The following is a 25,837-nucleotide window of genomic DNA, read 5'->3' as shown; positions in this document are numbered from 1 at the left end:
CGAGCAGCAGCCGCGGCAATTGTCGCTGCTTGCGGAGGCGAGCTAGGCTCGTCGTCCTGGCGAAAGCCAGGACCCATTACCACAGGCCTTTCTGGTTCGAAGAAGGTGTGACAATCATCTTCCCTAGCCATAAACGTCACGGCGTATGGGTCCTGGCTTTCGCCAGGACGACGCTGGATAGAACCTTTCAATGACAAATCCCCTCGCCAACCGCATCGCTCTCGTCACCGGCGCCTCGCGCGGCATCGGCTTCGCCACGGCAAAAGCGCTGGCCAGGGCCGGCGCGCATATCGTTGCGGTCGCGCGCACGCAGGGCGGGCTGGAAGAGCTCGACGACGAGATCCGCAAGGACGGCGGCAGCGCCACGCTGGTGCCGCTCAACCTCACCGATTCCGACGGCATCGCGCGGCTCGGCGCCGGCCTGCACGAACGCTACGGCAAGCTCGACATCCTGGTCGGCAATGCCGGCGTGCTCGGCCCCTCCTCGCCGATCGGCCATATCGAGCTGAAGGCCTTCACCGACGTGATGGCGGTCAATGTCTCCGCGAATTTCCAGTTGATCCGCTGCATGGAGCCGCTGCTCAAGCAGTCGGACGCCGGCCGCGCGGTGTTCGTCACTTCCGGCGCGGCCAACAAGGCGACCGGCTATGTCAGCCCCTACGCCGCCTCCAAGGCGGCGCTGGAAACGCTGGCGCGCGCCTGGGCGCAGGAGACCGCGAACACCAAGCTGCGCGTCAATCTGTTCAATCCGGGCCCCGTCCGCACCCGGATGCGCGCGACGCTGATGCCGGGCGAAGACCCAACGACGCTCGATACAGCCGAGCAGGTCGCCGAATTCATCGTGCCGATGTGCGCGCCTGATTGGACCGAGACCGGCAAGTTCTACGACTACAAGACCCGCAGCCTGATGAGCTTCCGCTCGCCGGCCTGATTGACTTGACGGCCTCCCCGCGATTGACTGCCCGCGCTCAAGCGGCAGCAAGCCGCAAGCCAATAAAGGGAGGTTGCCATGGCGCCATGGCGGAATCGCGCAGGCTTTAAGCGTGCGCTCGCAAATGTCTGTCGCGTCCTCTCCGTTCTGATCGTGGCCGTCGCGTTTGCGCTTCCGGGCGCGGCGACCGCCGGCGATGTCCCGACCTTCGCGGTCGATGCTTCCTGGCCAAAGCCGTTGCCGAACAACTGGATCCTCGGCCAGGTCGGCGGCATTACCGTCGACTGGCAGGGCCACATCTGGGTGATCCATCGTCCCCGCTCGCTCACCGACGACGAGAAAGGCGCGAGCCTCACTCCGCCGCGCTCGAAATGCTGCGTCTCGGCGCCGCCCGTGCTCGAATTCGACACGGATGGCAATCTGCTGCGATCGTGGGGCGGCGCGGGCGAAGGCTATGAATGGGTTGGCCGCGAGCACGGCATCGAAGTCGACGAGCGCGGCTTCGTCTGGGTCGGCGGCAATGCCGACAATGACAACGCGATCCTGAAATTCACGCTCGACGGCAAGTTCGTCGCGCAGATCGGCAAGATCGCGCCGAGCCTCGGCAGCAACGACACGACCCAGCTCGGCAAGCCCGCCGAGACCGCGATCGACAAGGCCGCCAACGAAATCTACGTCGCCGACGGCTACGGCAATCGCCGCGTCATCGTGTTCGACGCGACCACGCTCGCCTACAAGCGGCACTGGGGCGCCTACGGCAACAAGCCCGACGATACCAAGCAGGCTCCTTACGATCCCAAGGCGCCGGTTGCGCAGCAATTCGGCAATCCGGTCCACTGCGTGAAGCTCGCCAATGACGGGCTTGTCTACGTCTGCGACCGCATCAACAACCGCATCCAGGTCTTCAAGACGGACGGCACCTTCGTGAAGGAGTTCTTCTTCGAGAAGAACACGCTCGGCAACGGCGCGGTGTGGGACATCGCGATCTGGCCCGATCCGAAGCAGACCTGGCTGCTCAGCGCCGACGGTGAGAACAACGAGATCAGGGTGATCAGGCGCGAGGACGGCAGCGTGGTCGGCAGCTTCGGGCACAATGGCCGCAATGCCGGACAATTCCACTGGGTGCATGCCATGGCGATCGACGCCAAGGGTAACGTCTATACCGCCGAGGTCGACACCGGAAAGCGGATCCAGAAATTCAAGCTGACATCGGACGCGCTGAAATAGCCTCTCGACGCATTTTGCCCAAAAGTTAACGGAGGGATGACGCTGCGACGCAGCGTCATCCGGCTTTAGGCGCATTGCCGCCGGCCGTGGGACACGGTAGAGCCATCAGCCGGAACAAGGCTCCGTTCAAGAGAGCCGTCCGCATGTTTGACAATGGAGGAAACCTTTTATGACGACGACGTTCGCGCGCCGCTCTGCGGCCCTTCTGGCCTGTGCCGCCTTCGGTTTTGCCACATCCGCCTTCGCTCAGGACAAGACTGTCAAGATCGGCGTGCTCAACGACATGTCGAGCCTCTATGCCGACATCGGCGGCCCTAACTCCGTGGTCGCGATCAAGATGGCGGTCGAGGATTCCGGCCTGCTCAAGAAGGGCTGGAAGATCGACGTCATCAGCGGCGACCATCAGAACAAGCCGGACGTCGGCGTCAACATTGCCCGGCAATGGATCGACAACGACAAGGTCGACGCGATCGCGGACACGCCGAATTCCGGTGTCGCCCTGGCGGTCAGCAACCTGGTCAAGGAAAAGAACTCGGTGCTGCTCAATTCCGGCGCGGCCTCCGCCGACCTGACCGGCAAGGCCTGCACGCCGAACACGGTCTCCTATACCTACGACACCTACATGTTGGCCAACGGCACCGGCAAGGCGCTGACCAAGGCCGGCGGCGACAGCTGGTTTTTCCTGACCGCAGATTATGCCTTCGGCCATGCGCTCGAACGCGACACCACCGCGGTCGTGACTGCGAACGGCGGCAAGGTGCTCGGCAGCGTCAAGCATCCGATCAATACCGCGGACTTCTCGTCCTTCCTGCTGCAGGCGCAATCGTCCAAGGCCAAGGTGGTGGGCCTTGCCAATGCCGGCGGCGACACCACGAACTCGATCAAGCAGGCCGCCGAGTTCGGCATTGTGCAGGGCGGGCAGAAGCTCGCGGCGCTGCTGCTGTTCATCAACGACGTGCATTCACTAGGTCTGAAGACCGCCCAGGGCCTGACCTTCACGGAATCTTTCTACTGGGACATGAACGAGCAGACCCGCGCCTGGTCGAAGCGATTCTCGGCGCTGGCCAACAAGAATGCGATGCCCTCCATGACGCAGGCCGGCAATTACGCGATGGTGCTGCATTATCTCAAGGCGATGGACGCGCTCGGCAGCAATCCGCATGACGGCGCCAAGGTCGTCGCCAAGATGAAGGAGCTTCCGACCGACGATCCGCTGTTCGGCAAGGGCCCGCTGCGCGAGGACGGGCGTCGTCTCATCCCGGCCTATCTGTTCGAGGTGAAGAAGCCCGAAGAATCGAAGGGACCGTGGGATTACTACAAGCAGATCGCCACGATCGCGGCGGAAGACGCCGCCAAGCCGCTCAAGGACAGCGAGTGCCCGCTGGTGAAGAAGTAAGGGCGTAGCTTGCGCAACTGCCTCCACGACGTCATGCCCGGGCTTGTCCCGGGCATCTACGTTCTGGACCGGACGAAGAACGTGGATGGCCGGGACAAGCCCGGCCATGACGGCCCTCTTCAAGTCCCCTTGGCGACAGCCAGCGCCCGTACCGCGATCGCCACGCACACCACCATCAGCACCGCCGCGAGCAGGAACGGCGCGCCGGGCAGCTGCCACGGCGCGCTGGCGCCGATGAAATATGAAAAGGTCAGCGTGAACAGGAACGGGCCGACGAGCTGCGACACGCTCTGCACGCTCGCGGTCGCGCCCTGCAACTGGCCCTGCTGATCGGGCGCGACCAGCCGCGTCATCAGCGATTGCATGGCGGCGCCCGAAATGCCCCAAAGCGACATCACGGGAATGCCGATCCAGAACAGCGGTCCGGTCGGCGCCGCGCCGAAGATCACGAAGCCGATCGCGCCACAGCACAGGCCCAGCAACAACGCGTTGCGCTCGCCGAGCACACGCACGATCGGGCCGATCGCGAGCCCCTGCACCACCATCGCGCAGATGCCGACCATCGCCAGCGTCAGCCCCACGGTTTTCGAATCCCAGCCGTAGCGATAAGTGGCGTAGAGCACGAAGGTCGAGGGCAACACGACATGCGCGACCTGCGCGATGAAATTGACGACGGACAGCGCGGCGAGCACCGCGTTGGAACGCAGCAGGCGGAGCGCTCCGAGCGGATTGGCGCTCCTCCAGCGGAACGGCGCGCGCTTGTCCGGCGCCAACGATTCCGGCAGGACGAAGAGCCCATAGAGCGCATTGGCGAAGCTCAAGGCCGCCGAGGCCCAGAACGGCAGGCGCGGATCGATATCGCCGAGCAGGCCGCCCAGCGCCGGGCCCAGCACGAAGCCGGCGCCGAATGCAGCGCCAATCCTGCCGAACACCGCTGCGCGCCGCTCCGGCGGCGCGATGTCGGCGATATAGGCAAAGGCGGTCGAGATGCTGGCCGAGGTGATGCCCGAGATGACGCGGCCGACGAACAGCCAGACCAGCGACGGCGCCAGCGCCATCAGCACGTAATCGGCCGCGAGCCCGAAATTCGACAGCAGCACCACCGGCCGCCGCCCGAAGCGGTCCGACAGCGCGCCGAGCACCGGCGAGAATACGAACTGCATCAGCGCCCATGCGGTGCCGAACAGGCCGAAGATGCGGGCCGCATGGGCCGTGTCCTTGTCGACGAAGCTCTCGATCAGTTTTGGCAGGATCGGCATGATCACGCCGAGCGCGAGCATATCGAGCAGGATGGTGACGAAGATGAAGGCGACCGCACCGCGCCGGACTGGCGCTGCGCCCTGCGCCATCGCCTCGCCGGCGTCGTTGCTCACGACGGCCGCTTGCGCTTGTGGGCGAACGGATTGGCCTTCTCGCGCAAGGTGATACGCACCGGCGTGCCGGGCAGCTCGAAGGCCTCACGCAGCGAATTGGTGAGATATCGCAGATACGACTGCGGTACCGCGTCCGCACGCGAGCAGAACAACACGAAGCTTGGCGGGCGGGCCTTGGTCTGCGTGATGTAGTTCAGCTTGAGTCGTCGTCCGGACACGGCCGGCGGCGGATTGGCTTGGACCGCCTCCTCGAACCAGCGGTTCAGCGCCGCGGTCGACACACGCCTGTTCCAAAGCGCATAGGCATCCTGGATCGCCTGCATCAATCGATCGATGCCCTCGCCCATCAAGCCGGAGACGGCGACGATCGGCACGCCCTTGATCTGCGGCAGCAAGTGATCGGCATCGCGGCGCAGGTTCGAGATCGCGCCGCCGCCCTTGCTTTCCATCAGGTCCCATTTGTTGACGGCGAGCACGACGGCCCGACCCTCGCGCTCGATCAGGTCGGCAATGCGAAGATCCTGCTCCTCGAAGCGGTTCTGCGCATCCATCATCATCACGACGACTTCGGCAAAGCGCACCGCGCGCAGTGCGTCGGCGACCGAGAGCTTCTCGAGCTTCTCCTCGATCCGCGAGCGCCGGCGCAGACCTGCGGTGTCGAACACCCGAAACTCGCGCCCCTTCCAGTTGATCTCGACCGCGATGGAATCGCGCGTGGTACCCGCCTCCGGGCTCGTCAGCAGGCGCTCCTCGCCGAGCAGATGATTGATCATCGTCGACTTGCCGGCGTTGGGCCGGCCGACGATCGCGACCCGGATCGGACGCGTGGCCGCCTCTTCCTCCGTCAGCGGCTCGTCGTCCTCGACCTCATCCTCCTCGACGGGCTCCGGCATCAGCTCTCTCAAGGCGTCATAGAGCTCACCCAGGCCCTCGCCATGCTCGGCCGAGATCTGGATGGGATCGCCGAGGCCGAGCGCGAAAGCCTCCATCGCGCCGGCATCGCCGTGCTTGCCTTCGCTCTTGTTCGCGACGAGCATCACCGGCTTGTTGGCCTTGCGGGCGAAATCGGCGAAGGCGCGATCGTTGGGCGTGAGGCCCATGCGGGCATCAATCACGAAGAACAGCGCGTCGGCCTGTGCGATCGCGGCCTCCGTCTGCTCCTGCATGCGGGCGGTCAGCGAGCCCTTGGCACCCTCATCGAGGCCGGCGGTGTCGATGATCGTGAAGTCGAGATCGCCGAGCCTGGCCTCGCCCTCGCGGCGGTCGCGGGTGACGCCGGGGAGGTCATCGACAAGCGCGAGCTTCTGCCCGACCAGACGGTTGAACAGCGTCGACTTGCCGACATTGGGTCGGCCGATAATGGCAATCTTAAAGGACATGGGTCATTCGTGCGCTGCCGGAGCCGCGCCTGTCAATGAAATGAAAAAATCAGCGCGAGAAGCTGCCGCTCGGCATGGGCGCCGGGAAGGCGCCCTGCGTTTGCTGCTGGGTGGTCTGGGTCGGTTGCGCCTGCTGGACGGATTGATCGGGCGGCGGCGCGGTGGTGCGCTTGCGCACGATCTTCTGCCTGGGCGGCGGCGTGGCCGCGGGCGGCGCGGCCTCGGGCTGGGCCTCGCCGTCGACTTCGCCGGCGGGCGCCTCAGCCGGCGCGACGGCTGCGGTGGCCGGCTGCCTGGTCTTTTTCGCCTTGGCACCCTTCGCCGGCTTCGGCTCGGGCGCAGGCTCGGTGGGCAGAGCCGCAACGGCGGGTCCGTTCGGATCGGGCTGTTGCTGGGCGCCCTTGTACATATCCTTCGGAACGCCTTGCTCGAGGCCGGGCACGCCTTCCGGGAACACCGGCTTGCGGTCGCCCGGCAGCTTCTTCTTGGTGTCGAGGAAGTCGAGCATGTCGCTCGGATCGAAGCTGGAGCAACCGCCCAGCACGCCCGTGAAGGCGATCAGGACGGCGGTTGCGATCAAGCGTGGCGTGCGGCGCATGTCGGTATCTCGTCTCAGCTCTCGGCTCAGCTCTTCGCTACGGGCGGCAGCAGGGCCTGCAGCGCCTCGGCGCGTGAGCGCAGGCCGGGCGGCGTTTCGCCGTCCTCGGCAATCGCGTCGAGCCATTTGCGGGCCGCAGTCACATCGTTGTTGCGCCAGGCCGACAGCGCCAGCATCTCGCGGGCGGTGTGACGGAAGGTCGATTTGGGTGCGGTCGAGGCTTCCAGCCGCTGCTGCATGTCCGCATAGCCGGCGCTGTCGAGCAGGAGACCGGCGGCGCGGATCTTTGCCAGATCCTGCCACTCGCCGCCTACACTGCGGTCGGCGGCGATGTCGTCATACAGCTTGGCGCCTGCCTTGGGATCGCGGGCCGCCGCCTCGGCCGCAGCACGCAGCCGCGCCAGGGTGCGATAGCCCGATGGAGCCTTGGCAGCGAGCTCGGTGAAGGCCGCCTCGGCCTCCGCATGCTTGTCCTGCTCGGACAGCTCAGCGGCCTTCTCGAAGGCAGCACCGGCCTCGGCAGCCTTCTTGGCTTCAAGATATTGGTAACCGCGCCAGCCACCCACGGCGGCGACGATCAGCACCATCAGTGCGATAAAGACGATCGAATATTTATCCCACAGCTTCTTGAGCTGTTCGCGACGTACTTCCTCGTCGACTTCGTCAAATAATTCAGACACTTATGCTAATCCCATGCCCGTCCGGGTGCGCGCGCCAAAGCGTTCGCGTCAGGAATCCCGTCCCCACGTGGCGGCGGGGTACCCTAACGATATGGCGGTGGCAAGGCAAAGCGAGCCCGATCAAGGCGTTAACCACCCGGGACAGCCCGAGAGACCGCCTCCCCGGGTCAATTTCCCAACAGCTCCCGCAGCTGTCGCTTCAGCACCTTGCCATTGGCATTGCGCGGCAGCGGCTCCGCGGTGATCACCATGGTCTCCGGGACCTTGTAGTCGGACAGCCGTTCCGCGCACCAGGCGCGCAAGGCCTCGCTGTCCACCGGCGCACGCGCCACCACCACGGCGTGGACGCGTTCGCCCAGCACCGGACAGGCCTTGGCGACAATCGCGCTCTCGACCACGGCGGGATGGCCGGCCAGCACCGATTCGACCTCGGCCGAATAGATCTTGAGGCCACCCCGATTGATCATGTCCTTCTGCCGGTCGAACACCCGGACAAATCCCTCCGCGTCGACCGAGCCGAGATCGCCGGAATGCCAGAACCCGCTGGTGAAGCTTTCGGCCGTGGCTTTGGGATTGTTCCAGTAGCCCTTGATGACGGACGCACTCTGGATCCAGAGCTCGCCGATTTCCCCAGGCGGCAGCTCACGCCCGTCCGCGTCCATCGCCAGGATGCGCGCACCCGGACACGGCAGGCCGACGCTGTCGATATGGCTTTCCGTCAACTCGCCCGGCATGATCGTGGACGGCGACGTGGTCTCGGTCGCACCGTAGCAATTCGCCAGCGCGAGGCCGGGAATGATCGCCTTGAGCTTCTCGATGGTGGCAACCGGCATCGGTGCGCCGCCAAAGCCGCCGATGCGCCAGTTCGACAGATCGTAGCTCTCGATATCGGGCTGGAGCAGGCACAGATTGTACATCGCCGGCACCATCACCGTGTAGGTGACGCGCTCGCGCGCGGCGAGCTTGAGATATTCGCCGGCTTTGAACTCCGGCATGATGATCAACGCGCCACCGCAGCAGATCATCGTCGTGATGTTGGCGACCACGCCGGTGACATGGCCGAGCGGCACTGCCGCGATCGAACGGTCGGCCGCCGTCAATTGCAGGCAGGACATGAGGATCATCGAGGAATGGACGATGTTGCAATGGGCCAGCATCGCGCCCTTGGGCTTGCCTGTCGTGCCCGAGGTGTAGAGGATCATCGCGGTGTCCTCCTCGCTCGTCTCGACCGGCGCCGCGGCCGGGGCGTTGTCGACGAGCACCGCGAAATCCGACAGAGCCGGATCGTGGTCGATGGCGATGCGGTCGATCACATCGGGCACGTCCAGTGCGTCCGGCAGCCGCTCCGCAAGTGCCGCCTCGTGGATCAGGATCTTGGCGCCGCAGTCGGCGAGCACATAGGCGATTTCCGGCTTCTGCTGCCGCGTGCTGAGCAGCACCGTGACAAGCCCCTCATGCGCGGCAGCAAACAGCAGCAGCGGGAATTCGACGCGGTTGCCGAGCAGGATCGCGACACGATCGCCGCGCTGCAATCCGAGCTTGCGAAATCCCGCCGCGATCCGCGCACCCTGCTCAACGGCCTGCCGCCAGCTCAGCCGGACATCGCCTGAGATCAGCGCTTCGCCGTCGGGATTGCGGGCGCAGGCGTCCGCAATCATCGCCCACAGGCTCGACGGCCGATCGCAAAATGCCGGTACCACCCGATCGCCGAAGCGCGCCTCGAACCGCATTGGCGGGATCTGAGAATGCGACCAGTCCATCGGATTGCCCTCGGCTTGTTACTTTCGTTACCTTCCGCGCACGGGCATGCGGTCCTGTCTTGTGCTGATCGGCTAGCCGCCCATCACGGGAACGCCGATGACGACGGGATGGAACGCAAAAGCCAGCGCCAGATAAGCGACGATTCCAACCACGACCGCGATCAGATCGTTGGTGACGCCGCCGACCGGAATCGGCGGACCGCCGCCATCGGTGCGACGCTTCAGCGTGATGCGGTCATACACCGCCCAGCCCAGAAAGGACCCGAACAGGATGATGGAGCCGAGATCGCCATTGGCCAGAAGATGCGCCGCCGCCCACAGCTTGATGCCGGCCAGCATCGGATGCTTCAGCGTCGCATAGATGCGGCCGCGCAGATAGGACGCAACCACCAGGATGACCGCGGGCAGCATCAGCGCGAGCGTGATGTGCTTCAGCGCCTTCGGTGGATACCAGACGTCGATCCAGCCGGTCGCGCGGTAGTGGGCGAAGCCCCAGATGATCAGTGCGAGCCCCGCGAGCGAGGCAAGCGAATAGAGGATCTTGTAGGTCCCCTCGCCCACTCTCGCGATGGCCTGCGCGCGCGCCTCGCGTTTCGTCGTGAGCACATGCGCCGCAAAAAACAGCGCAAGCCCCAGGATCATAACCAGCAGACCCACGAGATTCTCCCCTCAACCAGCGCCCCAGCCCATGGCGTATCATCGATTGGCCGCGGGTCGCAACTGATGCGCTACTTGCCGATCTCGCGATTGTCGACATACCGGATCGCGATCGGCCGCCCGGCGATGGCACCGCCAAAACCGCCGGTGAACTTCAGCGGCAGGCAGGCGTTCAACGATGAATTGATTGCATTAAGATAGGTAGTTCTCGTCTCGGCGGGCACGCCTGCGGTCGCAAAGGTCAGGCGCGGCGGGCCGATCAGGCCGCCCGATTTGTTGAAGCTGAAGCGCACGGCGATCTGCATGCCCGCGCGCGCATTGTCCGATGGCGGCGACCAGCAGCTGCGCAGCTCGGCGAAGAGATCGCCAATCGTATCGAGATCGTGATCCGGCTTTTGGTATTTGGCGCGATCCGCCTCCGCCGGCACGCTTTGGATCGTGAGCTGGAGGTTCTGGCCGTAGGGATAGTCGATCTCGGGAATGCAGGGGCCAGGCTCGAGCGGGCTGCAATAGGACGGCGTGCAGGGCCGGCCATCGAGGACGCTGCACGGCTCGTGCGAAAACGGAATTGGGTTGATTTGTCGCGGCCGCGCATCGGCGGCGATCACGGCAAAGACGGTCAGGAACAGCACGAGGATTGCGCGCAACATCGGGAGCACCAAACGGGCGACCACATTCAAATTGGTAGGACTTGAAGCGGCTTCAAGCCATTCGCGTTCACGTGCTCGCGTTTACCCACGGTGTCGTCGTCCGGCTTGATCGGACGACCCAGTATTCCAGAGGCGATCGTTGTTGAGCCGAGAGGCCGCGGCGTACTGGATGCCCCGGTCAAGCCGGGGCATGACAGCGGAGGGTGAGGAGCGGACGGAGCCCCACCCTAGCCCTTCTTCTTGACGTCCTTGACGTTGGTGAACTCGATGCCCTCCGCCCGTTCCCTTGTGTAGCCGAGATAGAACTCGTTCCGCGCCAGATAGACGGGATCGCCGTCGACATCGTCGGCGATGCTGGAGGTGTTGGCAGCGATGAAGGTATCGAGCTTCTTGCGGTCGTCCGACGAGACCCAGCGCGCGAGCTGGAACTCGCTGACCTCGAATTCGACTGGGAGCGAATATTCCGCATCCAGCCGGGCCTTGAGCACGTCGAGCTGGAGTGCGCCAACGACTCCGACCAACGCCGGTGCGCCGTCGCGCGGGCGGAACACCTGCACCACGCCCTCTTCCGACATCTGCTGAAGCGCTTCCTTCAACTTCTTCGCTTTCATCGCATCGGTGAGACGCACGCGGCGGACGATTTCGGGCGCAAAGCTCGGCACGCCGACGAAGTTGAAATCCTCACCGTCGGTCAGCGTATCGCCGATGCGCAGCGTGCCGTGATTGGGAATGCCGACGACGTCGCCGGCATAGGCCTCGTCCGCAACCGAACGGTCCTGCGCGAAGAAGAATTGCGGGCTGGACAGCGGCATGCTCTTGCCGGTGCGCACGAGCTTCGCCTTCATGCCGCGGCTCAGCTTTCCGGAGCAGAGGCGGGCGAAAGCGATGCGGTCGCGGTGGTTGGGATCCATGTTGGCCTGGATCTTGAACACGAAGGCGCTCATGCGCGGGTCGGTGGCTTCGACCTTGCGCTGGTCGCTCTCCTGCGCGCGTGGCTCGGGCGCGAACTTGCCGAGTCCTTGCAGCAGGTCACCGACGCCGAAATTGCGCAGCGCGCTGCCGAAATAAACCGGCGTCAGATGACCCTCGCGAAACGCTTCGAGCTCGAACGGTTTTGAAGCCGCGGTGACGAGTTCGAGCTCGTCCTTGACCGCCGACACGTCGAGATTGGCATTGAGCTTGGCGAGCTCGGCGATCTCGATCTGCTGCGCCGCGCCAGTTTTGGCGCCACCGCCTTCGAGCAGGCGCACGCCGCCATTGACGACGTCATAGGTGCCGAGGAACTCGCGGCCGCGGCCGACAGGCCAGGTCATCGGCGTGGTATCGAGCGCCAGCGTCTTCTCGATCTCGTCGAGAAGCTCGAAGACGTCGCGGCTCTCGCGGTCCATCTTGTTGATGAAGGTGATGATCGGGATATCCCGAAGACGACACACCTCGAACAGCTTTCGGGTGCGCGCCTCGATGCCCTTGGCGGCGTCGATCACCATGACGGCGGAATCGACCGCCGTGAGCGTGCGATAGGTGTCTTCCGAAAAGTCCTCGTGGCCCGGCGTGTCCAGCAGGTTGAACACGAGGCCCTCGAACTCGAAGGTCATGACCGAGGTCACGACCGAGATGCCGCGCTCGCGCTCGATCTTCATCCAGTCCGAACGCGTGTTGCGCCGCTCGCCCTTGGCCTTGACCTGGCCGGCCAGATTGATGGCGCCACCGAACAGCAGCAGCTTTTCGGTCAGCGTGGTCTTGCCGGCGTCCGGATGCGAGATGATCGCAAAGGTACGCCGCCGCGACACTTCAGCGGCAAGCGAGGAACGGGCCGTCGATTCGGCTGTGGTGGCGATGTCGGACATTGCGGCAGCGTTTGGCAGGGAAAATGAGCCTGATCAAGCCTGATCTGGTGATTGCGGAGGCTTCCGGCCAGCCCCATATCGGGCTTGGGTTGGGAGGGACGGCCTTCCCTTGCTATCAGCACACCAGTCGCGGGGACGACCCTGCCTTGAATGGAGGGTCGTCATGGCCTGGAGCATCCTGTTCGTCGCCGGTCTGCTGGAGATCTCCTGGGCCATCGGCCTCAAATATACCGAGGGGTTCACCAGGCTCGTTCCGTCAATCCTCACGCTCGGCGCCATGGCCGGCAGCATCATCCTGCTCGGGCTCGCTCTCAAATCGCTGCCGATTGGAACCGCTTATGCGGTCTGGACCGGCATCGGTGCGGTCGGCACCGCGACGCTCGGCATCGTCCTGTTCGGCGAGCCGGCCACCGCGTTCCGCCTCGCCAGCATCGGGCTGATCGTCGCCGGCATTGTCGGACTGAAGCTGGTTACCTGACGAAGATCTTGACCGCCCACCAGCTCAGCGCGGCGACGATGGCCGAGGCCGGCATCGTGATCACCCAGGCATAGACGATCGAGCTGGCGACGTTCCAGCGCACCGCCGAGAGGCGGCGGGCCGCGCCGACGCCGACGATGGCGCCGGTGATGGTGTGGGTGGTCGAGACCGGAACACCGAGAAAGGTCGCCATGAACAGGGTCGCGGCACCGCCGGTCTCGGCGCAAAAGCCCTGCATCGGGGTCAGCCTGGTGATGCGCAGGCCCATGGTGCGGACGATGCGCCAGCCGCCCATCAGCGTCCCCATCGCCATCGCGGCCTGGCACGAGAGCACCACCCAGAAGGGTACGAAGAATTCGCCGCCGAGCTGGCCCTGCGAATAGAGCAGCACGGCGATGATGCCCATGGTCTTCTGAGCGTCGTTACCACCATGGCCGAGCGAATAGAGCGAGGCGGAGGCGAATTGCAGGATGCGGAAGGCGCGATCCACGGCAAAGGGCGTGGAGCGCACCGAGGCCCAGGAGACGATCGCGACCAGCACCATCGCGAGCAGGAAGCCGACCAGCGGAGACAGCACGATGGCGATCACCGTCTTGGACAACCCGCTCCAGACCGCCGCTGAAAGGCCGGCTTTGGCCACGCCGGCACCAAACAAGCCGCCGATCAATGCATGAGACGAGGACGATGGGATGCCGAGCGCCCATGTCACCAGGTTCCAGACGATGGCGCCGACCAGCGCGGCGAAGATCACCTGAGCATCCACGATCGCGGGATCGATGATGCCGGTGCCGATAGTCTGGGCAACGTGCAGCCCGAACACCATGAAGGCGACGAAGTTGAAGAACGCGGCCCAGAACACCGCGTATTGCGGCCGCAGCACGCGGGTCGAGACGATGGTCGCGATCGAATTGGCGGCGTCGTGCAGGCCGTTCAGGAAGTCGAACAGCAGCGCGACGGCGATCAATCCGACAAGGACGGGAAGACCCAACGCAACATCCACGGCGTGGCCCCTGCCCTAAACTTGCTCGATGACGATGCTGTTGATCTCGTTCGCGACGTCGTCGAAGCGGTCGGCGACTTTCTCGAGATGGTCGTAGATCTCTGCGCCGACGATGAAATCCATCGCGTTGCCGCCGCGATGCTTGAGGAACAGTTCCTTCAGCCCGATATCATGGAGATCGTCGACGCGGCCTTCCAGCTTGCCAAGCTCTTCCGTGATCGCGGTCAGCATGGCCACGTTCTGACCGATCTTCTGCATCAGCGGCAGCGCGCGGCCGACCAGATTGGCGCATTCGATCAGAAGCCCGCCGATCTCCCGCATCGGCGGCTCGAAGCTGCGGACCTCGAACAGCATCACGGCCTTGGCGGTCTGCTGCATCTGGTCGATGGCGTCGTCCATCGAGGTGATCAGGTTCTTGATGTCGCCGCGGTCGAACGGGGTGATGAAGGTGCGGCGCACCGCGGTCAGCACCTCACGGGTGATGTTGTCGGCATCGTTCTCGAACTGGTTGACGCGCTGGCAATAGACCGGCGTCTCCTCGCCCCCGTTGAGCATGCTCTGGAGCGCGATCGAGCCCTGGATCACGGTCTGGGCGTGGCGGTCGAACAGGTCGAAGAACCGTTCTTCCTTCGGCAGGAAAGCGCGAAACAATCGCATCATGGGAGAGAGACTACCGGTTGGATGATGGCCTGGCCCAAGCGGGCCGTCATGAAACTGTCATAGACCATTTTCGATCCACGCGCGTGCCACCTCACGCCCGTGGAGCCGGATCATCCACCGCTTTCGCGCGTCAACACATCTTCTATTATATCAACGACTTACAGCGACCGCCGGAAGTAATGCGCGATTTCGCCGATGACGCCACGGCGGAAGGTGAGCACGCAGATCACGAAGATCGAGCCCTGGATCACGGTCACCCATTGACCGAACCCCGCCAGATATTGCTGCATGGCGATGATCACGAAGGCACCGACCACGGGACCGAAGACGGTTCCGAGTCCGCCGACCAGCGTCATCAGCACGACTTCGCCCGACATCGACCAGTGCACGTCGGTGAGCGAGGCATTCTGCGCCACGAAGACTTTCAGCGCACCGGCAAAGCCGGCCAGCGTGCCCGACAGGACGAAAGCCAGGAACTTGTACTGATCGGTGCGGTAACCCAGCGAGATCGCGCGCGGCTCGTTCTCGCGGATCGCCTTGAGGACTTCGCCGAACGGCGAGTTGATGATGCGGAAGATCAGCAGGAAGCCGGCGAGGAAACCGACCAGCACCACGTAGTAGAGCACGGTGGGCTTGGTCAGATCGAAGACGCCGAACATGCGTCCCTGCGGAATGCCCTGGATACCGTCTTCGCCATGGGTGAACGGCGCCTGGAGGTAGATGAAGTACAAGAGCTGCGACAGCGCCAGCGTGATCATCGAGAAATAGATGCCCTGGCGGCGGATCGAGATATAGCCCGTGATGAGCGAGAGCACGAAGGCACCGGCGACCCCGACGAGGATGCCGAGTTCCGGCGGCAGCGCCCATACTTTCAGCGCATGCGCGCTGCAATAGCCGGCCGTGCCCAGGAACATCGCATGGCCGAAGGACAGTAAACCGCCGTAGCCGATCAGCAGGTTGAAGGCGCAGGCGAGCAGCGCGAAGCACAGCGCCTGCATCACGAAGAACGGGTAGACCCCCGTGAATGGCACCGAAGCCAGCAGCAGCGCCATCACCACGAACACGATCATCTCGTCGCGGATCGCGCGCGGGGTTACCGGCAGCGTGTCGTCCGTCAAGGCTGTCATATCAGGCCGCCCTTCCCGTCAATCCCGTTGGCTTCACCAAGAGCACCAGCACCATCAGCACGAACACGACGGTGTTGGAGGCCTCGGGGTAGAAATATTTGGTCAGGCCTTCGATCACACCGAGCGCGAAGCCGGTGATGATGGAGCCCATGATCGATCCCATGCCGCCGATCACGACCACCGCGAACACCACGATGATGAGGTCGGCGCCCATCAACGGCCGCACCTGGTTGATCGGCGCCGACAGCACGCCGGCGAGTGCTGCAAGGCCGACACCGAGGCCGTAGGTCAGCGTGATCATGCGCGGCACGTTGACGCCGAAGGCGCGCACGAGCGTCGGGTTTTCGGTGGCGGCGCGCAAATAGGCGCCGAGCCGCGTCTTCTCGATCAGGAACCAGGTCGCGATGCAGACCACCAGCGAGAAGATGACGACCCAGCCGCGATAGACCGGCAGGAACATGAAGCCGAGATTCATGCCGCCCTTGAGCTGGTCCGGAATGGCGTAAGGCAGGCCGGAGGAGCCGAAGTAGTTCTGAAACACGCCCTGCACGATTAGCGCAATGCCGAAGGTCAGCAGCAGGCCGTAGAGATGATCCAGCCCGGTCAGCCATTGCAGCATGGTCCGTTCCAGGATCATGCCGAAGATGCCGACGATAACAGGCGCAAGCAGCAACGCCCACCAGTAGTTGATGCCGCCGAGGTTCAGCAGGAAGTAGGCGACGAACGCGCCCATCATGTAGAGCGCGCCATGGGCGAAATTGATGATGTTGAGCATGCCGAAGATCACGGCAAGCCCGAGACTGAGCAGCGCGTAGAACGAGCCGTTGATCAGTCCTACCAGTAGCTGAGCGTAAAGAGCCTGCATCGATCCCGCACCTGGTCCCTTCGGCGTTCCCTGAAAGTCGCCCGCAGGCCTGATGGCCTGCGGGCGGTTAGCTTACTTCTTCAAGAGCGCGCACTTGCTCTCGGACAGCGGCGTGAAGGCCTGGTCGCCCGGCACCGTGCCGACCAGCTTGTAGAAGTCCCACGGTCCCTTGGACTCGGAGGGCTTCTTCACCTCGAACAGATAGGCATTGTGGATGGTGCGGCCGTTGGGCTGGATCTCGCCCTTGCCGAACAGATCGTCTTCCGTCGGCATCGACTTCATCTTCTCGACGACCTTGACGCCGTCATGCGGGTTGCCGCCGAGCGCTTCCAGTGCCTTGAAATAGTGACGCACGCCCGCATAGACGCCGGCCTGCACCATGGTCGGCGGCGCGTTGTTCTTCATCTTCTCGGCGAAGCGCTTCGAGAACGCCCGGGTCTGGTCGTTCATGTCCCAGTAGAAGGTCTCGGTGAAGTTGAGGCCCTGTGCGGTCTCGAGCCCGATCGCCTTGACGTCGGTGAGGAACAGCAGCAGCGCCGCGAGCTTCTGGCCGCCCTTGACGATGCCGAACTCGGCCGCCTGCTTGATCGTGTTGGTGGTATCGCCGCCGGCATTGGCAAGGCCGATGATCTTGGCCTTGGAAGCCTGCGCCTGGAGCAGGAAGGACGAGAAGTCCGGCGTGTTCAGCGGGTGCTTGACGCCGCCGACCACCTTGCCGCCATTTGCGGTAACGACAGCGGTGGTGTCGCGCTCCAGCGCCGCGCCAAAGGCGTAGTCCGCGGTCAGGAAGAACCACGTGTCGCCGCCGGCCTTCACCAGCGCCTGGCCGGTGGTGTGGGCCAGCATGTATGTGTCGTAGGTCCAGTGCACCGTGTTGGGCGAGCACTGCGCGTTGGTCAAATCCGAGGTCGCCGCGCCCGAGTTGATATAGACGCCGTTCTTTTCCTTGATGACGTTGTTGACCGCGAGCGCCACGCCGGAATTCGGCACGTCGACGATGAGGTCGACCTTGTCGACGTCGAACCATTGCCGCGCGATCGCGGTGCCGATGTCGGGCTTGTTCTGGTGATCACCCGAGATGATGTCGATCTTCCAGCCCTTCGCAGCCAGACCGGAATCTTCAATGGCCATCTGCGCGGCGAGCGTCGAGCCCGGCCCGCCGAGATCGGCATAGAGCCCGGACTGATCGGACAGCGCGCCGATCTTGACGGTCTTGTCCTGCGCGAAGGCTACGCCCGCGGTGGTCACGGCCAGAGCCGTGCCGAGCAGAAACGACGCAATCGACTTTGTCATCATGCTACTTCCCTATGAATCTTCTTGTTGGCAGTTCTAGACACCGAGATAGGTGTGGAGCTTGTCCATGTTGGCGGCGAGCTCCGCATTGGAAAATCCGTCAATGATCTTGCCGTGCTCGACCACGTAATAGCGGTCAGCGACAGTGGATGCGAACCGGAAGTTCTGCTCGACCAGGAGGATCGTAAAACCCTCCTTCTTGAGCCGCGCAATGGTGTGGCCGATCTGCTGGATGATGACGGGCGCGAGACCCTCCGTCGGCTCGTCCAGCATCAGGAAGTTCGCGCCGGTGCGCAGGATGCGCGCGATCGCGAGCATCTGCTGCTCGCCGCCGGAGAGTTTGGTTCCCTGGCTGTTGAGCCGTTCCTTCAGGTTCGGAAACAGATCGAAGATCTGCTCGAGCGGCAATCCGCCGGGACGCACCACCGGTGGCAGCAGCAGGTTCTCGCGGACATCGAGGCTGGCGAAAATTCCCCGCTCTTCCGGGCAGAACGCGATTCCCATCCGCGCGATCTTGTCCGAGGTCGTGCGGATGATGTCCTGGTTATTGAACTTCACCGAGCCGGTGCGCTTGCCGATGATGCCCATGATCGACTTCAGCGTGGTGGTCTTGCCGGCGCCGTTGCGCCCGAGCAGGGTGACGACCTCGCCCGCGTTCACGTCGAAGTTGATCCCGTGCAGGATGTGGGACTCGCCGTACCAAGCTTCGAGGTTGCGGACCTGGAGGAGGTTGCCGCCGCTCGCGGCCTTTGCGGGAGCTTCCGCCGTTGCAGTCTCAGCCATGACCGGCTCCCAGATAGGCTTCCTTGACGCGTTCGTCCTTGGTGAGCTCGCTGTAATGGCCTTGCGCCAGCACCTGGCCGCGCGTCAACACGGTGATGATGTCGGAGAGATTGGCAACGACGCTCAGATTATGCTCGACCATCAGGATGGTGTATTTCGCGGAGATGCGCTTGATCAACGCCGCGATCTTGTCGATGTCCTCGTGGCCCATGCCGGCCATCGGCTCGTCCAGCAGCATCATCTCCGGGTCGAGCGCGAGCGTGGTTGCGATCTCCAGTGCGCGCTTGCGCCCGTAGGGCATCTCGACCGCGGGCGTATTGGAAAACTCGCTGAGGCCGACATCGTTCAACAGCTCGCGCGCGCGATCGTTGAATTGGTTGAGGACGGACTTGGAGCGCCAGAAATCGAAGGAGCTGCCGTGCTGGCGCTGAAGCGCGACGCGCACGTTTTCCAGCGCGGTGAGATGGGGAAATACCGCCGAGATCTGGAACGAGCGAACCAGCCCCAGGCGAGCCACGTCGGCGGGCGCCATCGCGGTGATGTCCTGCCCCTTGTACAGGATTTTTCCGGCAGACGGTTTGAGGAACTTGGTCAAAAGATTGAAGCACGTCGTCTTGCCGGCGCCGTTCGGGCCGATCAACGCGTGAATGCTCCCACGGCGAACCTTGAGCGCAACGCCGCGGACGGCGAAGAAGCCCGCGAACTCCTTGGTCAAGCCTTCCGTTTCGAGAATGAACTCATCGGCCAAACAGTTTTCCCCCTGCCCGCACAACGCGCGTGGCTATCCTTGTTGCTTCGGCTTTCCGGAGGCCCTTGGAGCCACTCCCTGGAGCCCATCCGGAACGCCGCCTCCGGGCGCGGAATATGCCGGAGGTGACGGGGGTTAGGCAAGGCGGAAAGCTGAGCAGGTCAGGCCTCCGGCCGGGAGACTTATGCTCCCTTAGTCGGACATGTTTTGTTGTCGCGCCTGCCCGGCTTCCCGGTTCGCAAAGCGCCGGTCATCAAGCCGTCGTTAACGGTCTTTCGTTCCATGCGCCAGCCTTCATAGAAAATTTTCCCGCAGCGAGGATCATGCGCGGGTTTCATGCGTCCGGAATTTCTATTCGCCGGGAATATTGTCTTGGATTTTGCAAGCGCGGCTCCTTCCGTGGTCAAGTCGATCAGGCAGCGTGATCTCCTGAACACGTGGCTGCGGCTCTATGCGCGCGAGCAGACGGCCCCGGCGATCTGGGAGTACCAGCCTGCGCGGCTCGAGGAAGAGCTCTCCGATCTGATCTATTATACGGTGGATGCGTCGATGCCGACACCGCGTCTGACCATCCAGAGCGAAGGCACGCGCATCTCGCGCGCCTATGGACACACCGGCAAGGGCGTTCTGCTCGACGACTATATCGGGCCGCGTCTCGCGCCCCTGGTGATGCCGGTCTATCATGAATGCGTGGCGCGTGGGCTGCCTGTCTACAGCGTTGCCGACGTCGATGACATCTACGGCCGTATCGTCGCCTATGAGCGCCTGCTGCTGCCGTTCCAGAGCGACGGCAAGGTCTGTCACATCATCGCGTCGCTCAAGACCTTCTGCGAGGACGGCGGCTTCGAGATCAAGAATCTGATGCGCGGAAATGACGCGCTGCCGCGCCCGAGATTGCGCGCGGTGATCGACCACGACCTGTTCCATCGCACCCCGGGCCGCATCGCGCCGGCCGAACTGGTCGAGTTCGCGGACCAGCAGGGCTCAGGTGTTCCCACCGAGATCATCGAGCTGAACTAGCGGTCAGCGCGATTTGGCGGCGGCTTCCTTGGTCGTGACTTCCTTGACATAGATCTCCGGCTTGAAGCCGACCAGCAGCTTGCCGCCGACTTCAAGCACCGGCCGCTTGATCATCGATGGTTGCGCTAGCATCAACGCCAGCGCCTTTTTCTCGGAGAGGCCTTCCTTGTCGGCATCGGGCAGCTTCTTGAAAGTCGTGCCGGCGCGGTTGAGCAGCGTCTCCCAACCGACCTTCTCGCTCCACTGCTTGAGCTTGTCCTTCTCCACGCCCGCCGTCTTGTAGTCGTGAAACGCGTAGGCGACGCCATGGCTGTCGAGCCAGGCGCGCGCCTTCTTCATGGTGTCGCAGTTCTTGATGCCGTAGATGATGTTGGGCAAAGCGTTCCTCGCGCATGCGTCGTATCGTGATCCCAAGGCGTTGTACGCAACTCCGGTTCGCGCGACAATATTGCGAAAACGATGCCAGCTCTTCGAACGGACACTCCATGCACGTCACCCACGATCCAGCCGCGACCGCATCGCCGACCATCGACTTCGACACTTTTCTCGCGGTCGATATCCGCGTCGGCACCATCGTCGATGCAAAGCCGTTCCCCGAGGCGCGCAAGCCGGCCTGGCGGCTGTGGATCGACTTCGGTCCCGCGATCGGCGTGCGCAAGAGCTCGGCGCAGATCACCGAAAATCATCCGCTTGAAACGCTAGTGGGCCAACAGGTGGCTGCGGTCGTGAATTTCCCGCCGCGCCAGATCGGCCCCGTTGTCTCGGAGGTGCTGACCCTCGGTTTCCCCGATGCCGACGGCAAAGTCGTGCTGGTGCAGCCGAGCAAGCCCGTGCCGAACGGCGGACGGCTGTTCTAGGACCGCGCGCTCAAGGGGCGTTTCCTGGCCGCCGGGGGCGCCTTTGAAGGTTACCTCCTGTTTCCCGGCCCCCGGTTCCTCGGGCTTGACCACGATACCCTTTCATAATAAAAATGACTGACTGATCGTTTTTTATCATATCAGGTGTTGCGAAGCCGCTTGTCCTGCAGAACGACTAAAACGATTGATTTGTCATTTTTTTGTGGATGGCGAATGCCGAAAATCAGCGACAAGCAACGTGAAGGCCGGCGGCAGCAGATTCTCGAAGCCGCCCTTGCCTGCTTCGCCGAGGACGGTTTTCACCAGACCGGGATGGCCGACATCGTCAAACGGTCGGGGCTGAGCCACGGTGCGGTCTATCTCTACTTCCAGAGCAAGGACGATCTGATCGAGGCACTCGCCGACGACCGGCATCGGCGCGAGGCCGTGCTCAATTCGGTCGCGCAAGGATCCGGCGATCCGATCGAAGGACTTCACGCGCTGGTCGGCGTCTACGCGCAATGGCTCACCGACTCCGCCGGCGAAGCGCGCCGCCGTGTCGGCATCCATGGCTGGGCCGAAGCCCTACGCAACCGCCGCGTCCGCACCAGCGTCGTGGAAGGCATCGACATGCCCCGCGCCCTGATCGTCGCCCTGGTCGAGCGGGGCCAGCATGACGGCCTCATCAAACGCGATCTCGGTGCGGAAGCGATCGCGCGCGTGCTGATCGCGATCTTCCAGGGTTTTGTGCTGCAAAAATGCTGGGGCCAGGATTTTGACATCGAGGCCTGCATGGCGGCCGTGACCGGCGTGATCGATGGATTTCGCACCACAAAGGCCGACGTCAAGCGACGGACCAGGAGCTGAGCGATGTCGTGGGTCCATGACCTGCTCGCAGGCATTGGGGTCGGCCTCATCGGCGGGCTGACATCGGGCTTCATGGGCACGAGTCCCGGAGGCGGCCTCGTGATTTTCAGCGTACTGCTACTGGGCGCCGAGCAACACGTCGCCCAGGGGACATCGCTGATCACGCAGGTTCCACCGACGGGACTCGCGGGCGTTCGCCGCTACTGGCAGAGCGGCAATCGCAGCCCGTTGCTGTGGATCGTCTGGATCGGCATCGGGTTTCTCTTCGGCGGTGCCGGCGGCGGCTACGCTGCGGCCGCAGTGTCCGACTCGGTGTTGCAATGGACCTACGTCGTCTATCTCGTCGCGCTGATCGCTCTCCTGATCCTGCGCCGCGACCGCGAGGAGAAAAGCAATGAGACCTGCGACCGAGACAAGCTGCCTTGGCTGCCGCTGCTCCTCATCGGCATGCTTGCCGGATTTTCCTCCGGCTTCATGGGCATCGGCGGTGGGCTCGCGATCACCGTCGGGCTCGCGGCGGGCCTGCGGGTGCCGCAGCATCAGGCCCAGCTCGTCAGCCTCGTCTTCTCGGTCATCCCGACCAATATTCCGGCGGCCTGGATCTACTGGAGCAAGGGCCTCATGGTCGGCTGGCCTGCCATCATCGGCATCCTTGCCGGCCTCTGGGTCGGCACCGATCTCGGCGCACGCGCGGCTAATGGCGTCAGCAAATCGGTGCTGCGCCGGGTCATGATCGCCCTCATCTTGCTGATGGCGCTCTACATGACCCAAAAGGCGCTAACCTGATCTCACGGCCGCTTCGGAATGTTCAGCCCGCGCTCGACCGCCGGACGCGCCAGCCCGCGGTCGAGCCAGGCGGGGACGGATTTGAACTGGCTGAACTCGACGAGATCGCGGGCGCCGTAGAACCCGATGAGGTTGCGCACCCAGCCGAGCATGGAGATGTCCGCGATGGTGTAATCGTCGTCCATGAACCATTGCCGGCCGGCAAGATGCATCTCCATCACCCCGAGCAGCCGCTTGGCTTCGCCCACGTAGCGCTCGAGCGGCCGCTTGTCCTCGAAGTCCTTGCCGGCGAATTTGTGGAAAAAGCCGACTTGGCCGAACATCGGCCCGATGCCGCCCATCTGGAAATGCAGCCACTGGATGGTCTGATAACGGCGCGCGGCGTCCTGCGGCAGCAGCTTGCCGGTCTTCTCCGCGAGGTATTGCAGGATCGCCCCGGACTCGAACAGCGGCAGCGGCCTGCCGCCGGGACCATCGGGATCGAGGATCGCCGGGATCTTGCCGTTCGGATTGAGCGAGAGGAATTCCGGCGTCTTCTGGTCATCCTTGCCGAAATCGACGAGATGGACTTCGTAGGGAAGCCCGATCTCTTCCAGCATGATCGAGACCTTGACGCCGTTCGGCGTCGGTAGCGAATAAAGCTGGAGCAGCTCCGGGTGCTTGGCCGGCCAGCGCTTGGTGATGGGAAAGGCGGACAGATCGGACATCAGGACCCCGGCTTCGTTCATGAGATGCCGCCTAGTCTAGGCGAGCGGACGAACGACGCAAGGTCGAGTAGTCAGGTCATTTTCCCGTACAGGTCACAATGGCCGCAGCAAATGGTTGGTGGCGTGCATCACATCGCGCTGTGCGCGTTGCTCGATGAAGAGCTGGCCGGTGACGAGCAGTGCTCCGGTGAAGACGAGCGCAAGCATCGCGGTCGCGAACTGACTGACATCCCTCATCGGACGAGCTTCTCCGTGTTCGGTTCGCACGAGGAACGCGGGCCAGCCGTCGTCTGTTCCTGCAAGCTTCAAATAAATTGCAGCTTTTTCCCGGCTCCTCGCACCCCGACGGCCTCAATAATTGATCTCCATCCGCAAGCCCCGCGGATCGGTCTCCTCCCCGCCGAACCGCTGCGTGCTGTCGCGTGCCGCGATCGCGCAGGCACAGGCGTCGATCAGATCGTCACCGCCGATGCCGGTGCTATGTCGTTGAGTCAGCCATGTCGGCAAGCGCCCGAAGCCGCGCTGCTGCAGGAGTGCGATGCGCTGCCCGCGGCCCTCCGCCGATGTCTTCTTTGCAAGCCGGACCCGCCCAGCCAAATTCCAAAAAATCAATTCCGGATGCGCTTCGCCGATGGTCGCCTGCCGCGCCGGCGTCATGATCGCGTCGACGTCCCTGATCTTGTCCCTGATGTTCCAGAGCTGCGCCGATACGCCCCTGCCCTTGCCCTCGCGCTCCCAGTAGTGGCGATTGGCTGCCGCCATATCGGCGAACGTCCAGAGATCGCGGCGGGCGCCGAGAAACACGGCGGGACCGACCAGCTCGCGTGCGCGCAAATCGCAGATGCGATAACCACTCCATTTCAATCCGATCGGCATGTCGATCATCGCCCCGGCATGCGGCAGCGCGAGCAGCCGCGCAAGACCCGGCGAATAATCAAAGCCGTGATCGCCGCGCTGGTCGATCCAGGCGACGACCCAGCCGAAGCGAAATCCGTCGAGGCCGAGATAGTTTGGCAAGTTCCTGATCTCTGCGGGACATCCGCCCGCTCCTCTATCCCAGTTCCTCGCCCCGATGTCGCTCGAACAGGCGCTGCGCCAACAACGCATGGCCGAGCGTGCCGCCGGCGCGAACCGCGGCCGCAATCAACGCGGCTTCCGCGACTTCTTCTCGCGTTGCACCGGCCTTCGCCGCCTGCGCAGTGTGCACGTCGAGGCAATAGGCGCATGGCGTGGTGAGCGCGACCGCGAGCGAGATCAGCTCGCGATATTTTGGCGGAATCAATCCGTCCTTGCGCTCGACCGCGTGGTTGAACGCAAGGAACGCGTTGGCCTCGACCGGCGCGAGCGCCACGAAGGCCGGGATAGATTTCAGGTCGTCACGTCTTTGATAATCGGTCATGGCTCATCTCGTCAGATATTCGCGCATCAGGGCGCGGGCGCGATGCAGACGTGCCTTCACGGTCTGCCGGGTCGCGCCGAGCGCGACGGCGATCTCGTCGATGGTCATTTCCTTGACGTCGCGCATCAGCGCGACGTCGCGGTAGTGCGGCGGCAGCGCCTCGAAGGCCGCCGCGATGTCGATCCGCAAATCGGCCTCAGGACGCGACAGCAGCAGCGCCTCCGCCTCTCCGTCGTCGATCGCCGGCGCGAGGCCTGCCTTGCGGGCAAGCCGCAGGCATTCGCGGCGGACCACACTGAACAGCCAGGCCGAAAACGCCAGCCACGAGCGGATCGTGCCGACATGGCGAAACAGGATCCACAGCGCCTCCTGCGTCGCATCCTCGGCGTCCGCCGAGCTGCGACAGGTGGCGCGGGCGTAGCGGCGGATGTTCGGTTGCGCCGTCTCGAGCAGAGACGCGATCGCCTGGGGATCGCCGAGGCGCGCGGCCTCGAACAGGTCCGGCGAGATCCCGGCCGCGCTCACGACGCGCCTCCTCTTCCGATGCCGGCCATCGCGCACATCGGACAATAGCCGACGAGGCCGGTCAGTGCGAAGCCGGCGCCGCCGAGCGCAACCAGCCACGCCGCAGCGCCGGTAAGATACACGAATGTCGCGACCGCCACCGCGACGCCTAAGGCGATCCGCACGGCCTGATGCAGGCCGCCGATGTTCTTTCTGTAAAATGTCATCACATCCTCCGAGATGAGCCGAAGCAAAATGCCTCGACC

Annotated in this window: 30 protein-coding genes; 8 read left to right on the top strand and 22 right to left on the bottom strand. The window is 63.9% G+C overall.

Annotated elements, in window-relative coordinates; translation table 11 throughout:
* Positions 1-190 precede the first annotated feature (190 nt).
* The 3 genes from AC0L23_RS07480 (at position 191) to AC0L23_RS07470 (ending at position 3,554) form a co-directional block, all read left to right on the top strand.
* The gene (locus AC0L23_RS07480; RefSeq protein WP_085352899.1) at positions 191-931 is read left to right on the top strand and encodes an SDR family NAD(P)-dependent oxidoreductase; all 741 of its coding nucleotides are present in this window, start codon (positions 191-193) and stop codon (positions 929-931) included.
* A gap of 78 nt (positions 932-1,009) precedes the next feature.
* Entirely contained in the window at positions 1,010-2,158 is a 1,149-nt protein-coding gene (locus AC0L23_RS07475) for an NHL repeat-containing protein (protein ID WP_473356806.1), read from the top strand.
* A 169-nt stretch (positions 2,159-2,327) separates the two neighbouring features.
* A complete protein-coding gene (locus AC0L23_RS07470; RefSeq protein WP_085352897.1) occupies positions 2,328-3,554 on the top strand; it encodes an ABC transporter substrate-binding protein in 1,227 nt (408 codons plus the stop codon).
* 119 nt (positions 3,555-3,673) lie between these two features.
* Here AC0L23_RS07470 and AC0L23_RS07465 read toward each other — a convergent pair whose 3' ends face one another.
* From AC0L23_RS07465 to AC0L23_RS07430, 8 genes are all read right to left on the bottom strand, one after another.
* A complete protein-coding gene (locus tag AC0L23_RS07465; protein WP_473356805.1) occupies positions 3,674-4,927 on the bottom strand; it encodes a TCR/Tet family MFS transporter in 1,254 nt (417 codons plus the stop codon).
* Positions 4,924-6,306, bottom strand: a complete 1,383-nt coding sequence (der, locus tag AC0L23_RS07460) for a ribosome biogenesis GTPase Der (RefSeq protein WP_018459140.1) — start codon at positions 6,304-6,306, stop codon at positions 4,924-4,926. Before der ends, AC0L23_RS07465 begins: the two co-directional genes overlap by 4 nt.
* 49 nt (positions 6,307-6,355) lie before the next feature.
* Complete coding sequence (locus AC0L23_RS07455; protein WP_026233742.1) at positions 6,356-6,904, bottom strand: hypothetical protein; 549 nt, start codon at positions 6,902-6,904, stop codon at positions 6,356-6,358.
* 26 nt (positions 6,905-6,930) lie between these two features.
* Positions 6,931-7,584 (bottom strand): tetratricopeptide repeat protein, encoded by a 654-nt coding sequence (locus AC0L23_RS07450; protein ID WP_018459142.1) that lies wholly within the window; start codon positions 7,582-7,584, stop codon positions 6,931-6,933.
* 167 nt (positions 7,585-7,751) lie between these two features.
* A complete protein-coding gene (locus AC0L23_RS07445; protein ID WP_085352894.1) occupies positions 7,752-9,344 on the bottom strand; it encodes a class I adenylate-forming enzyme family protein in 1,593 nt (530 codons plus the stop codon).
* A 72-nt stretch (positions 9,345-9,416) separates the two neighbouring features.
* On the bottom strand, positions 9,417-10,001 hold the full coding sequence (locus tag AC0L23_RS07440) for an NnrU family protein (RefSeq protein ID WP_085352893.1): 585 nt from the start codon (positions 9,999-10,001) through the stop codon (positions 9,417-9,419).
* Between the two features lie 71 nt (positions 10,002-10,072).
* Positions 10,073-10,651 carry a hypothetical protein gene (locus AC0L23_RS07435; RefSeq protein WP_085352892.1) on the bottom strand — a complete coding sequence of 193 codons (579 nt, stop codon included), beginning with the start codon at positions 10,649-10,651 and terminating at the stop codon, positions 10,073-10,075.
* Positions 10,652-10,878: 227 nt separating this feature from the next.
* On the bottom strand, positions 10,879-12,498 hold the full coding sequence (locus tag AC0L23_RS07430) for a peptide chain release factor 3 (RefSeq protein ID WP_085352891.1): 1,620 nt from the start codon (positions 12,496-12,498) through the stop codon (positions 10,879-10,881).
* Positions 12,499-12,661: 163 nt separating this feature from the next.
* Here AC0L23_RS07430 and sugE point away from each other — a divergent pair, with 163 nt between their 5' ends.
* Entirely contained in the window at positions 12,662-12,976 is a 315-nt protein-coding gene (gene sugE, locus AC0L23_RS07425) for a quaternary ammonium compound efflux SMR transporter SugE (protein ID WP_018459148.1), read from the top strand.
* Here sugE and AC0L23_RS07420 read toward each other — a convergent pair.
* From AC0L23_RS07420 to AC0L23_RS07390, 7 genes are all read right to left on the bottom strand, one after another.
* Positions 12,969-13,976, bottom strand: a complete 1,008-nt coding sequence (locus AC0L23_RS07420) for an inorganic phosphate transporter (protein WP_026233745.1) — start codon at positions 13,974-13,976, stop codon at positions 12,969-12,971. The two genes, sugE and AC0L23_RS07420, sit on opposite strands and share 8 nt — an antisense overlap.
* A gap of 15 nt (positions 13,977-13,991) precedes the next feature.
* Complete coding sequence (locus AC0L23_RS07415) at positions 13,992-14,636, bottom strand: DUF47 domain-containing protein (RefSeq protein WP_018459150.1); 645 nt, start codon at positions 14,634-14,636, stop codon at positions 13,992-13,994.
* A gap of 158 nt (positions 14,637-14,794) precedes the next feature.
* On the bottom strand, positions 14,795-15,763 hold the full coding sequence (locus AC0L23_RS07410; RefSeq protein WP_007592084.1) for a branched-chain amino acid ABC transporter permease: 969 nt from the start codon (positions 15,761-15,763) through the stop codon (positions 14,795-14,797).
* Position 15,764: 1 nt separating this feature from the next.
* Positions 15,765-16,628, bottom strand: coding sequence for a branched-chain amino acid ABC transporter permease (locus AC0L23_RS07405; RefSeq protein ID WP_018459151.1), 864 nt, complete (start codon positions 16,626-16,628; stop codon positions 15,765-15,767).
* A 72-nt stretch (positions 16,629-16,700) separates the two neighbouring features.
* On the bottom strand, positions 16,701-17,924 hold the full coding sequence (locus tag AC0L23_RS07400; RefSeq protein WP_018459152.1) for an ABC transporter substrate-binding protein: 1,224 nt from the start codon (positions 17,922-17,924) through the stop codon (positions 16,701-16,703).
* 33 nt (positions 17,925-17,957) lie between these two features.
* Positions 17,958-18,704 (bottom strand): ABC transporter ATP-binding protein, encoded by a 747-nt coding sequence (locus tag AC0L23_RS07395; protein ID WP_007609233.1) that lies wholly within the window; start codon positions 18,702-18,704, stop codon positions 17,958-17,960.
* Positions 18,697-19,452, bottom strand: a complete 756-nt coding sequence (locus AC0L23_RS07390) for an ABC transporter ATP-binding protein (RefSeq protein WP_085352889.1) — start codon at positions 19,450-19,452, stop codon at positions 18,697-18,699. The genes AC0L23_RS07395 and AC0L23_RS07390 overlap by 8 nt, the downstream gene beginning before the upstream one ends.
* Before the next feature lie 336 nt (positions 19,453-19,788).
* Between AC0L23_RS07390 and AC0L23_RS07385 the strand changes: the two genes are divergently transcribed.
* Positions 19,789-20,472: a PAS domain-containing protein gene (locus AC0L23_RS07385; RefSeq protein ID WP_018459154.1), complete on the top strand. Its 684-nt coding sequence runs from the start codon at positions 19,789-19,791 to the stop codon at positions 20,470-20,472.
* 3 nt (positions 20,473-20,475) lie between these two features.
* On the opposite strand, the gene AC0L23_RS07380 is transcribed toward AC0L23_RS07385, so the two are convergent.
* Positions 20,476-20,850 carry an ArsC family reductase gene (locus AC0L23_RS07380; protein WP_085352888.1) on the bottom strand — a complete coding sequence of 125 codons (375 nt, stop codon included), beginning with the start codon at positions 20,848-20,850 and terminating at the stop codon, positions 20,476-20,478.
* A 107-nt stretch (positions 20,851-20,957) separates the two neighbouring features.
* On the opposite strand from AC0L23_RS07380, the gene AC0L23_RS07375 reads away from it, so the two are divergent.
* From AC0L23_RS07375 to AC0L23_RS07365, 3 genes are all read left to right on the top strand, one after another.
* On the top strand, positions 20,958-21,329 hold the full coding sequence (locus AC0L23_RS07375; protein WP_018459156.1) for a tRNA-binding protein: 372 nt from the start codon (positions 20,958-20,960) through the stop codon (positions 21,327-21,329).
* Between the two features lie 213 nt (positions 21,330-21,542).
* A complete protein-coding gene (locus tag AC0L23_RS07370) occupies positions 21,543-22,175 on the top strand; it encodes a TetR/AcrR family transcriptional regulator (protein ID WP_085362174.1) in 633 nt (210 codons plus the stop codon).
* Between the two features lie 3 nt (positions 22,176-22,178).
* On the top strand, positions 22,179-22,961 hold the full coding sequence (locus AC0L23_RS07365; RefSeq protein WP_085352886.1) for a sulfite exporter TauE/SafE family protein: 783 nt from the start codon (positions 22,179-22,181) through the stop codon (positions 22,959-22,961).
* Between the two features lie 2 nt (positions 22,962-22,963).
* Here AC0L23_RS07365 and AC0L23_RS07360 read toward each other — a convergent pair whose 3' ends face one another.
* The 6 genes from AC0L23_RS07360 to AC0L23_RS07335 form a co-directional block, all read right to left on the bottom strand.
* Complete coding sequence (locus tag AC0L23_RS07360; protein WP_085353053.1) at positions 22,964-23,668, bottom strand: glutathione S-transferase family protein; 705 nt, start codon at positions 23,666-23,668, stop codon at positions 22,964-22,966.
* Between the two features lie 93 nt (positions 23,669-23,761).
* Positions 23,762-23,905: a hypothetical protein gene (locus AC0L23_RS07355; RefSeq protein ID WP_162847292.1), complete on the bottom strand. Its 144-nt coding sequence runs from the start codon at positions 23,903-23,905 to the stop codon at positions 23,762-23,764.
* A 114-nt stretch (positions 23,906-24,019) separates the two neighbouring features.
* Positions 24,020-24,685, bottom strand: coding sequence for a DUF429 domain-containing protein (locus AC0L23_RS07350; RefSeq protein ID WP_085352885.1), 666 nt, complete (start codon positions 24,683-24,685; stop codon positions 24,020-24,022).
* A 34-nt stretch (positions 24,686-24,719) separates the two neighbouring features.
* Entirely contained in the window at positions 24,720-25,067 is a 348-nt protein-coding gene (locus AC0L23_RS07345; protein WP_085352884.1) for a carboxymuconolactone decarboxylase family protein, read from the bottom strand.
* Positions 25,068-25,070: 3 nt separating this feature from the next.
* A complete protein-coding gene (locus AC0L23_RS07340) occupies positions 25,071-25,592 on the bottom strand; it encodes an RNA polymerase sigma factor (protein ID WP_085352883.1) in 522 nt (173 codons plus the stop codon).
* On the bottom strand, positions 25,589-25,798 hold the full coding sequence (locus AC0L23_RS07335) for a YgaP family membrane protein (RefSeq protein ID WP_085384884.1): 210 nt from the start codon (positions 25,796-25,798) through the stop codon (positions 25,589-25,591). Before AC0L23_RS07335 ends, AC0L23_RS07340 begins: the two co-directional genes overlap by 4 nt.
* Positions 25,799-25,837 lie beyond the last annotated feature (39 nt).

Source organism: Bradyrhizobium sp. MI1.4 (assembly GCF_055811315.1).
The sequence above is the reverse complement of the archived record's forward strand: the minus strand, read 5'-3'. Positions and strand labels throughout refer to the sequence as shown.

Coding starts and splice junctions, on each gene's coding strand:
- AC0L23_RS07395 (WP_007609233.1), bottom strand. CDS start 18,704: ATGGCTGAGACTGCAACGGCGGAAGCTCCCGCAAAGGCCGCGAGCGGC.
- AC0L23_RS07455 (WP_026233742.1), bottom strand. CDS start 6,904: ATGCGCCGCACGCCACGCTTGATCGCAACCGCCGTCCTGATCGCCTTC.
- AC0L23_RS07405 (WP_018459151.1), bottom strand. CDS start 16,628: ATGCAGGCTCTTTACGCTCAGCTACTGGTAGGACTGATCAACGGCTCG.
- AC0L23_RS07385 (WP_018459154.1), top strand. CDS start 19,789: ATGCGTCCGGAATTTCTATTCGCCGGGAATATTGTCTTGGATTTTGCA.
- AC0L23_RS07355 (WP_162847292.1), bottom strand. CDS start 23,905: ATGAGGGATGTCAGTCAGTTCGCGACCGCGATGCTTGCGCTCGTCTTC.
- AC0L23_RS07470 (WP_085352897.1), top strand. CDS start 2,328: ATGACGACGACGTTCGCGCGCCGCTCTGCGGCCCTTCTGGCCTGTGCC.
- der (WP_018459140.1), bottom strand. CDS start 6,306: ATGTCCTTTAAGATTGCCATTATCGGCCGACCCAATGTCGGCAAGTCG.
- AC0L23_RS07475 (WP_473356806.1), top strand. CDS start 1,010: ATGGCGCCATGGCGGAATCGCGCAGGCTTTAAGCGTGCGCTCGCAAAT.
- AC0L23_RS07370 (WP_085362174.1), top strand. CDS start 21,543: ATGCCGAAAATCAGCGACAAGCAACGTGAAGGCCGGCGGCAGCAGATT.
- AC0L23_RS07415 (WP_018459150.1), bottom strand. CDS start 14,636: ATGATGCGATTGTTTCGCGCTTTCCTGCCGAAGGAAGAACGGTTCTTC.
- AC0L23_RS07360 (WP_085353053.1), bottom strand. CDS start 23,668: ATGTCCGATCTGTCCGCCTTTCCCATCACCAAGCGCTGGCCGGCCAAG.
- AC0L23_RS07335 (WP_085384884.1), bottom strand. CDS start 25,798: ATGACATTTTACAGAAAGAACATCGGCGGCCTGCATCAGGCCGTGCGG.
- AC0L23_RS07430 (WP_085352891.1), bottom strand. CDS start 12,498: ATGTCCGACATCGCCACCACAGCCGAATCGACGGCCCGTTCCTCGCTT.
- AC0L23_RS07435 (WP_085352892.1), bottom strand. CDS start 10,651: ATGTTGCGCGCAATCCTCGTGCTGTTCCTGACCGTCTTTGCCGTGATC.
- AC0L23_RS07400 (WP_018459152.1), bottom strand. CDS start 17,924: ATGATGACAAAGTCGATTGCGTCGTTTCTGCTCGGCACGGCTCTGGCC.
- AC0L23_RS07375 (WP_018459156.1), top strand. CDS start 20,958: ATGCACGTCACCCACGATCCAGCCGCGACCGCATCGCCGACCATCGAC.
- AC0L23_RS07365 (WP_085352886.1), top strand. CDS start 22,179: ATGTCGTGGGTCCATGACCTGCTCGCAGGCATTGGGGTCGGCCTCATC.
- AC0L23_RS07410 (WP_007592084.1), bottom strand. CDS start 15,763: ATGACAGCCTTGACGGACGACACGCTGCCGGTAACCCCGCGCGCGATC.
- sugE (WP_018459148.1), top strand. CDS start 12,662: ATGGCCTGGAGCATCCTGTTCGTCGCCGGTCTGCTGGAGATCTCCTGG.
- AC0L23_RS07345 (WP_085352884.1), bottom strand. CDS start 25,067: ATGACCGATTATCAAAGACGTGACGACCTGAAATCTATCCCGGCCTTC.
- AC0L23_RS07480 (WP_085352899.1), top strand. CDS start 191: ATGACAAATCCCCTCGCCAACCGCATCGCTCTCGTCACCGGCGCCTCG.
- AC0L23_RS07445 (WP_085352894.1), bottom strand. CDS start 9,344: ATGGACTGGTCGCATTCTCAGATCCCGCCAATGCGGTTCGAGGCGCGC.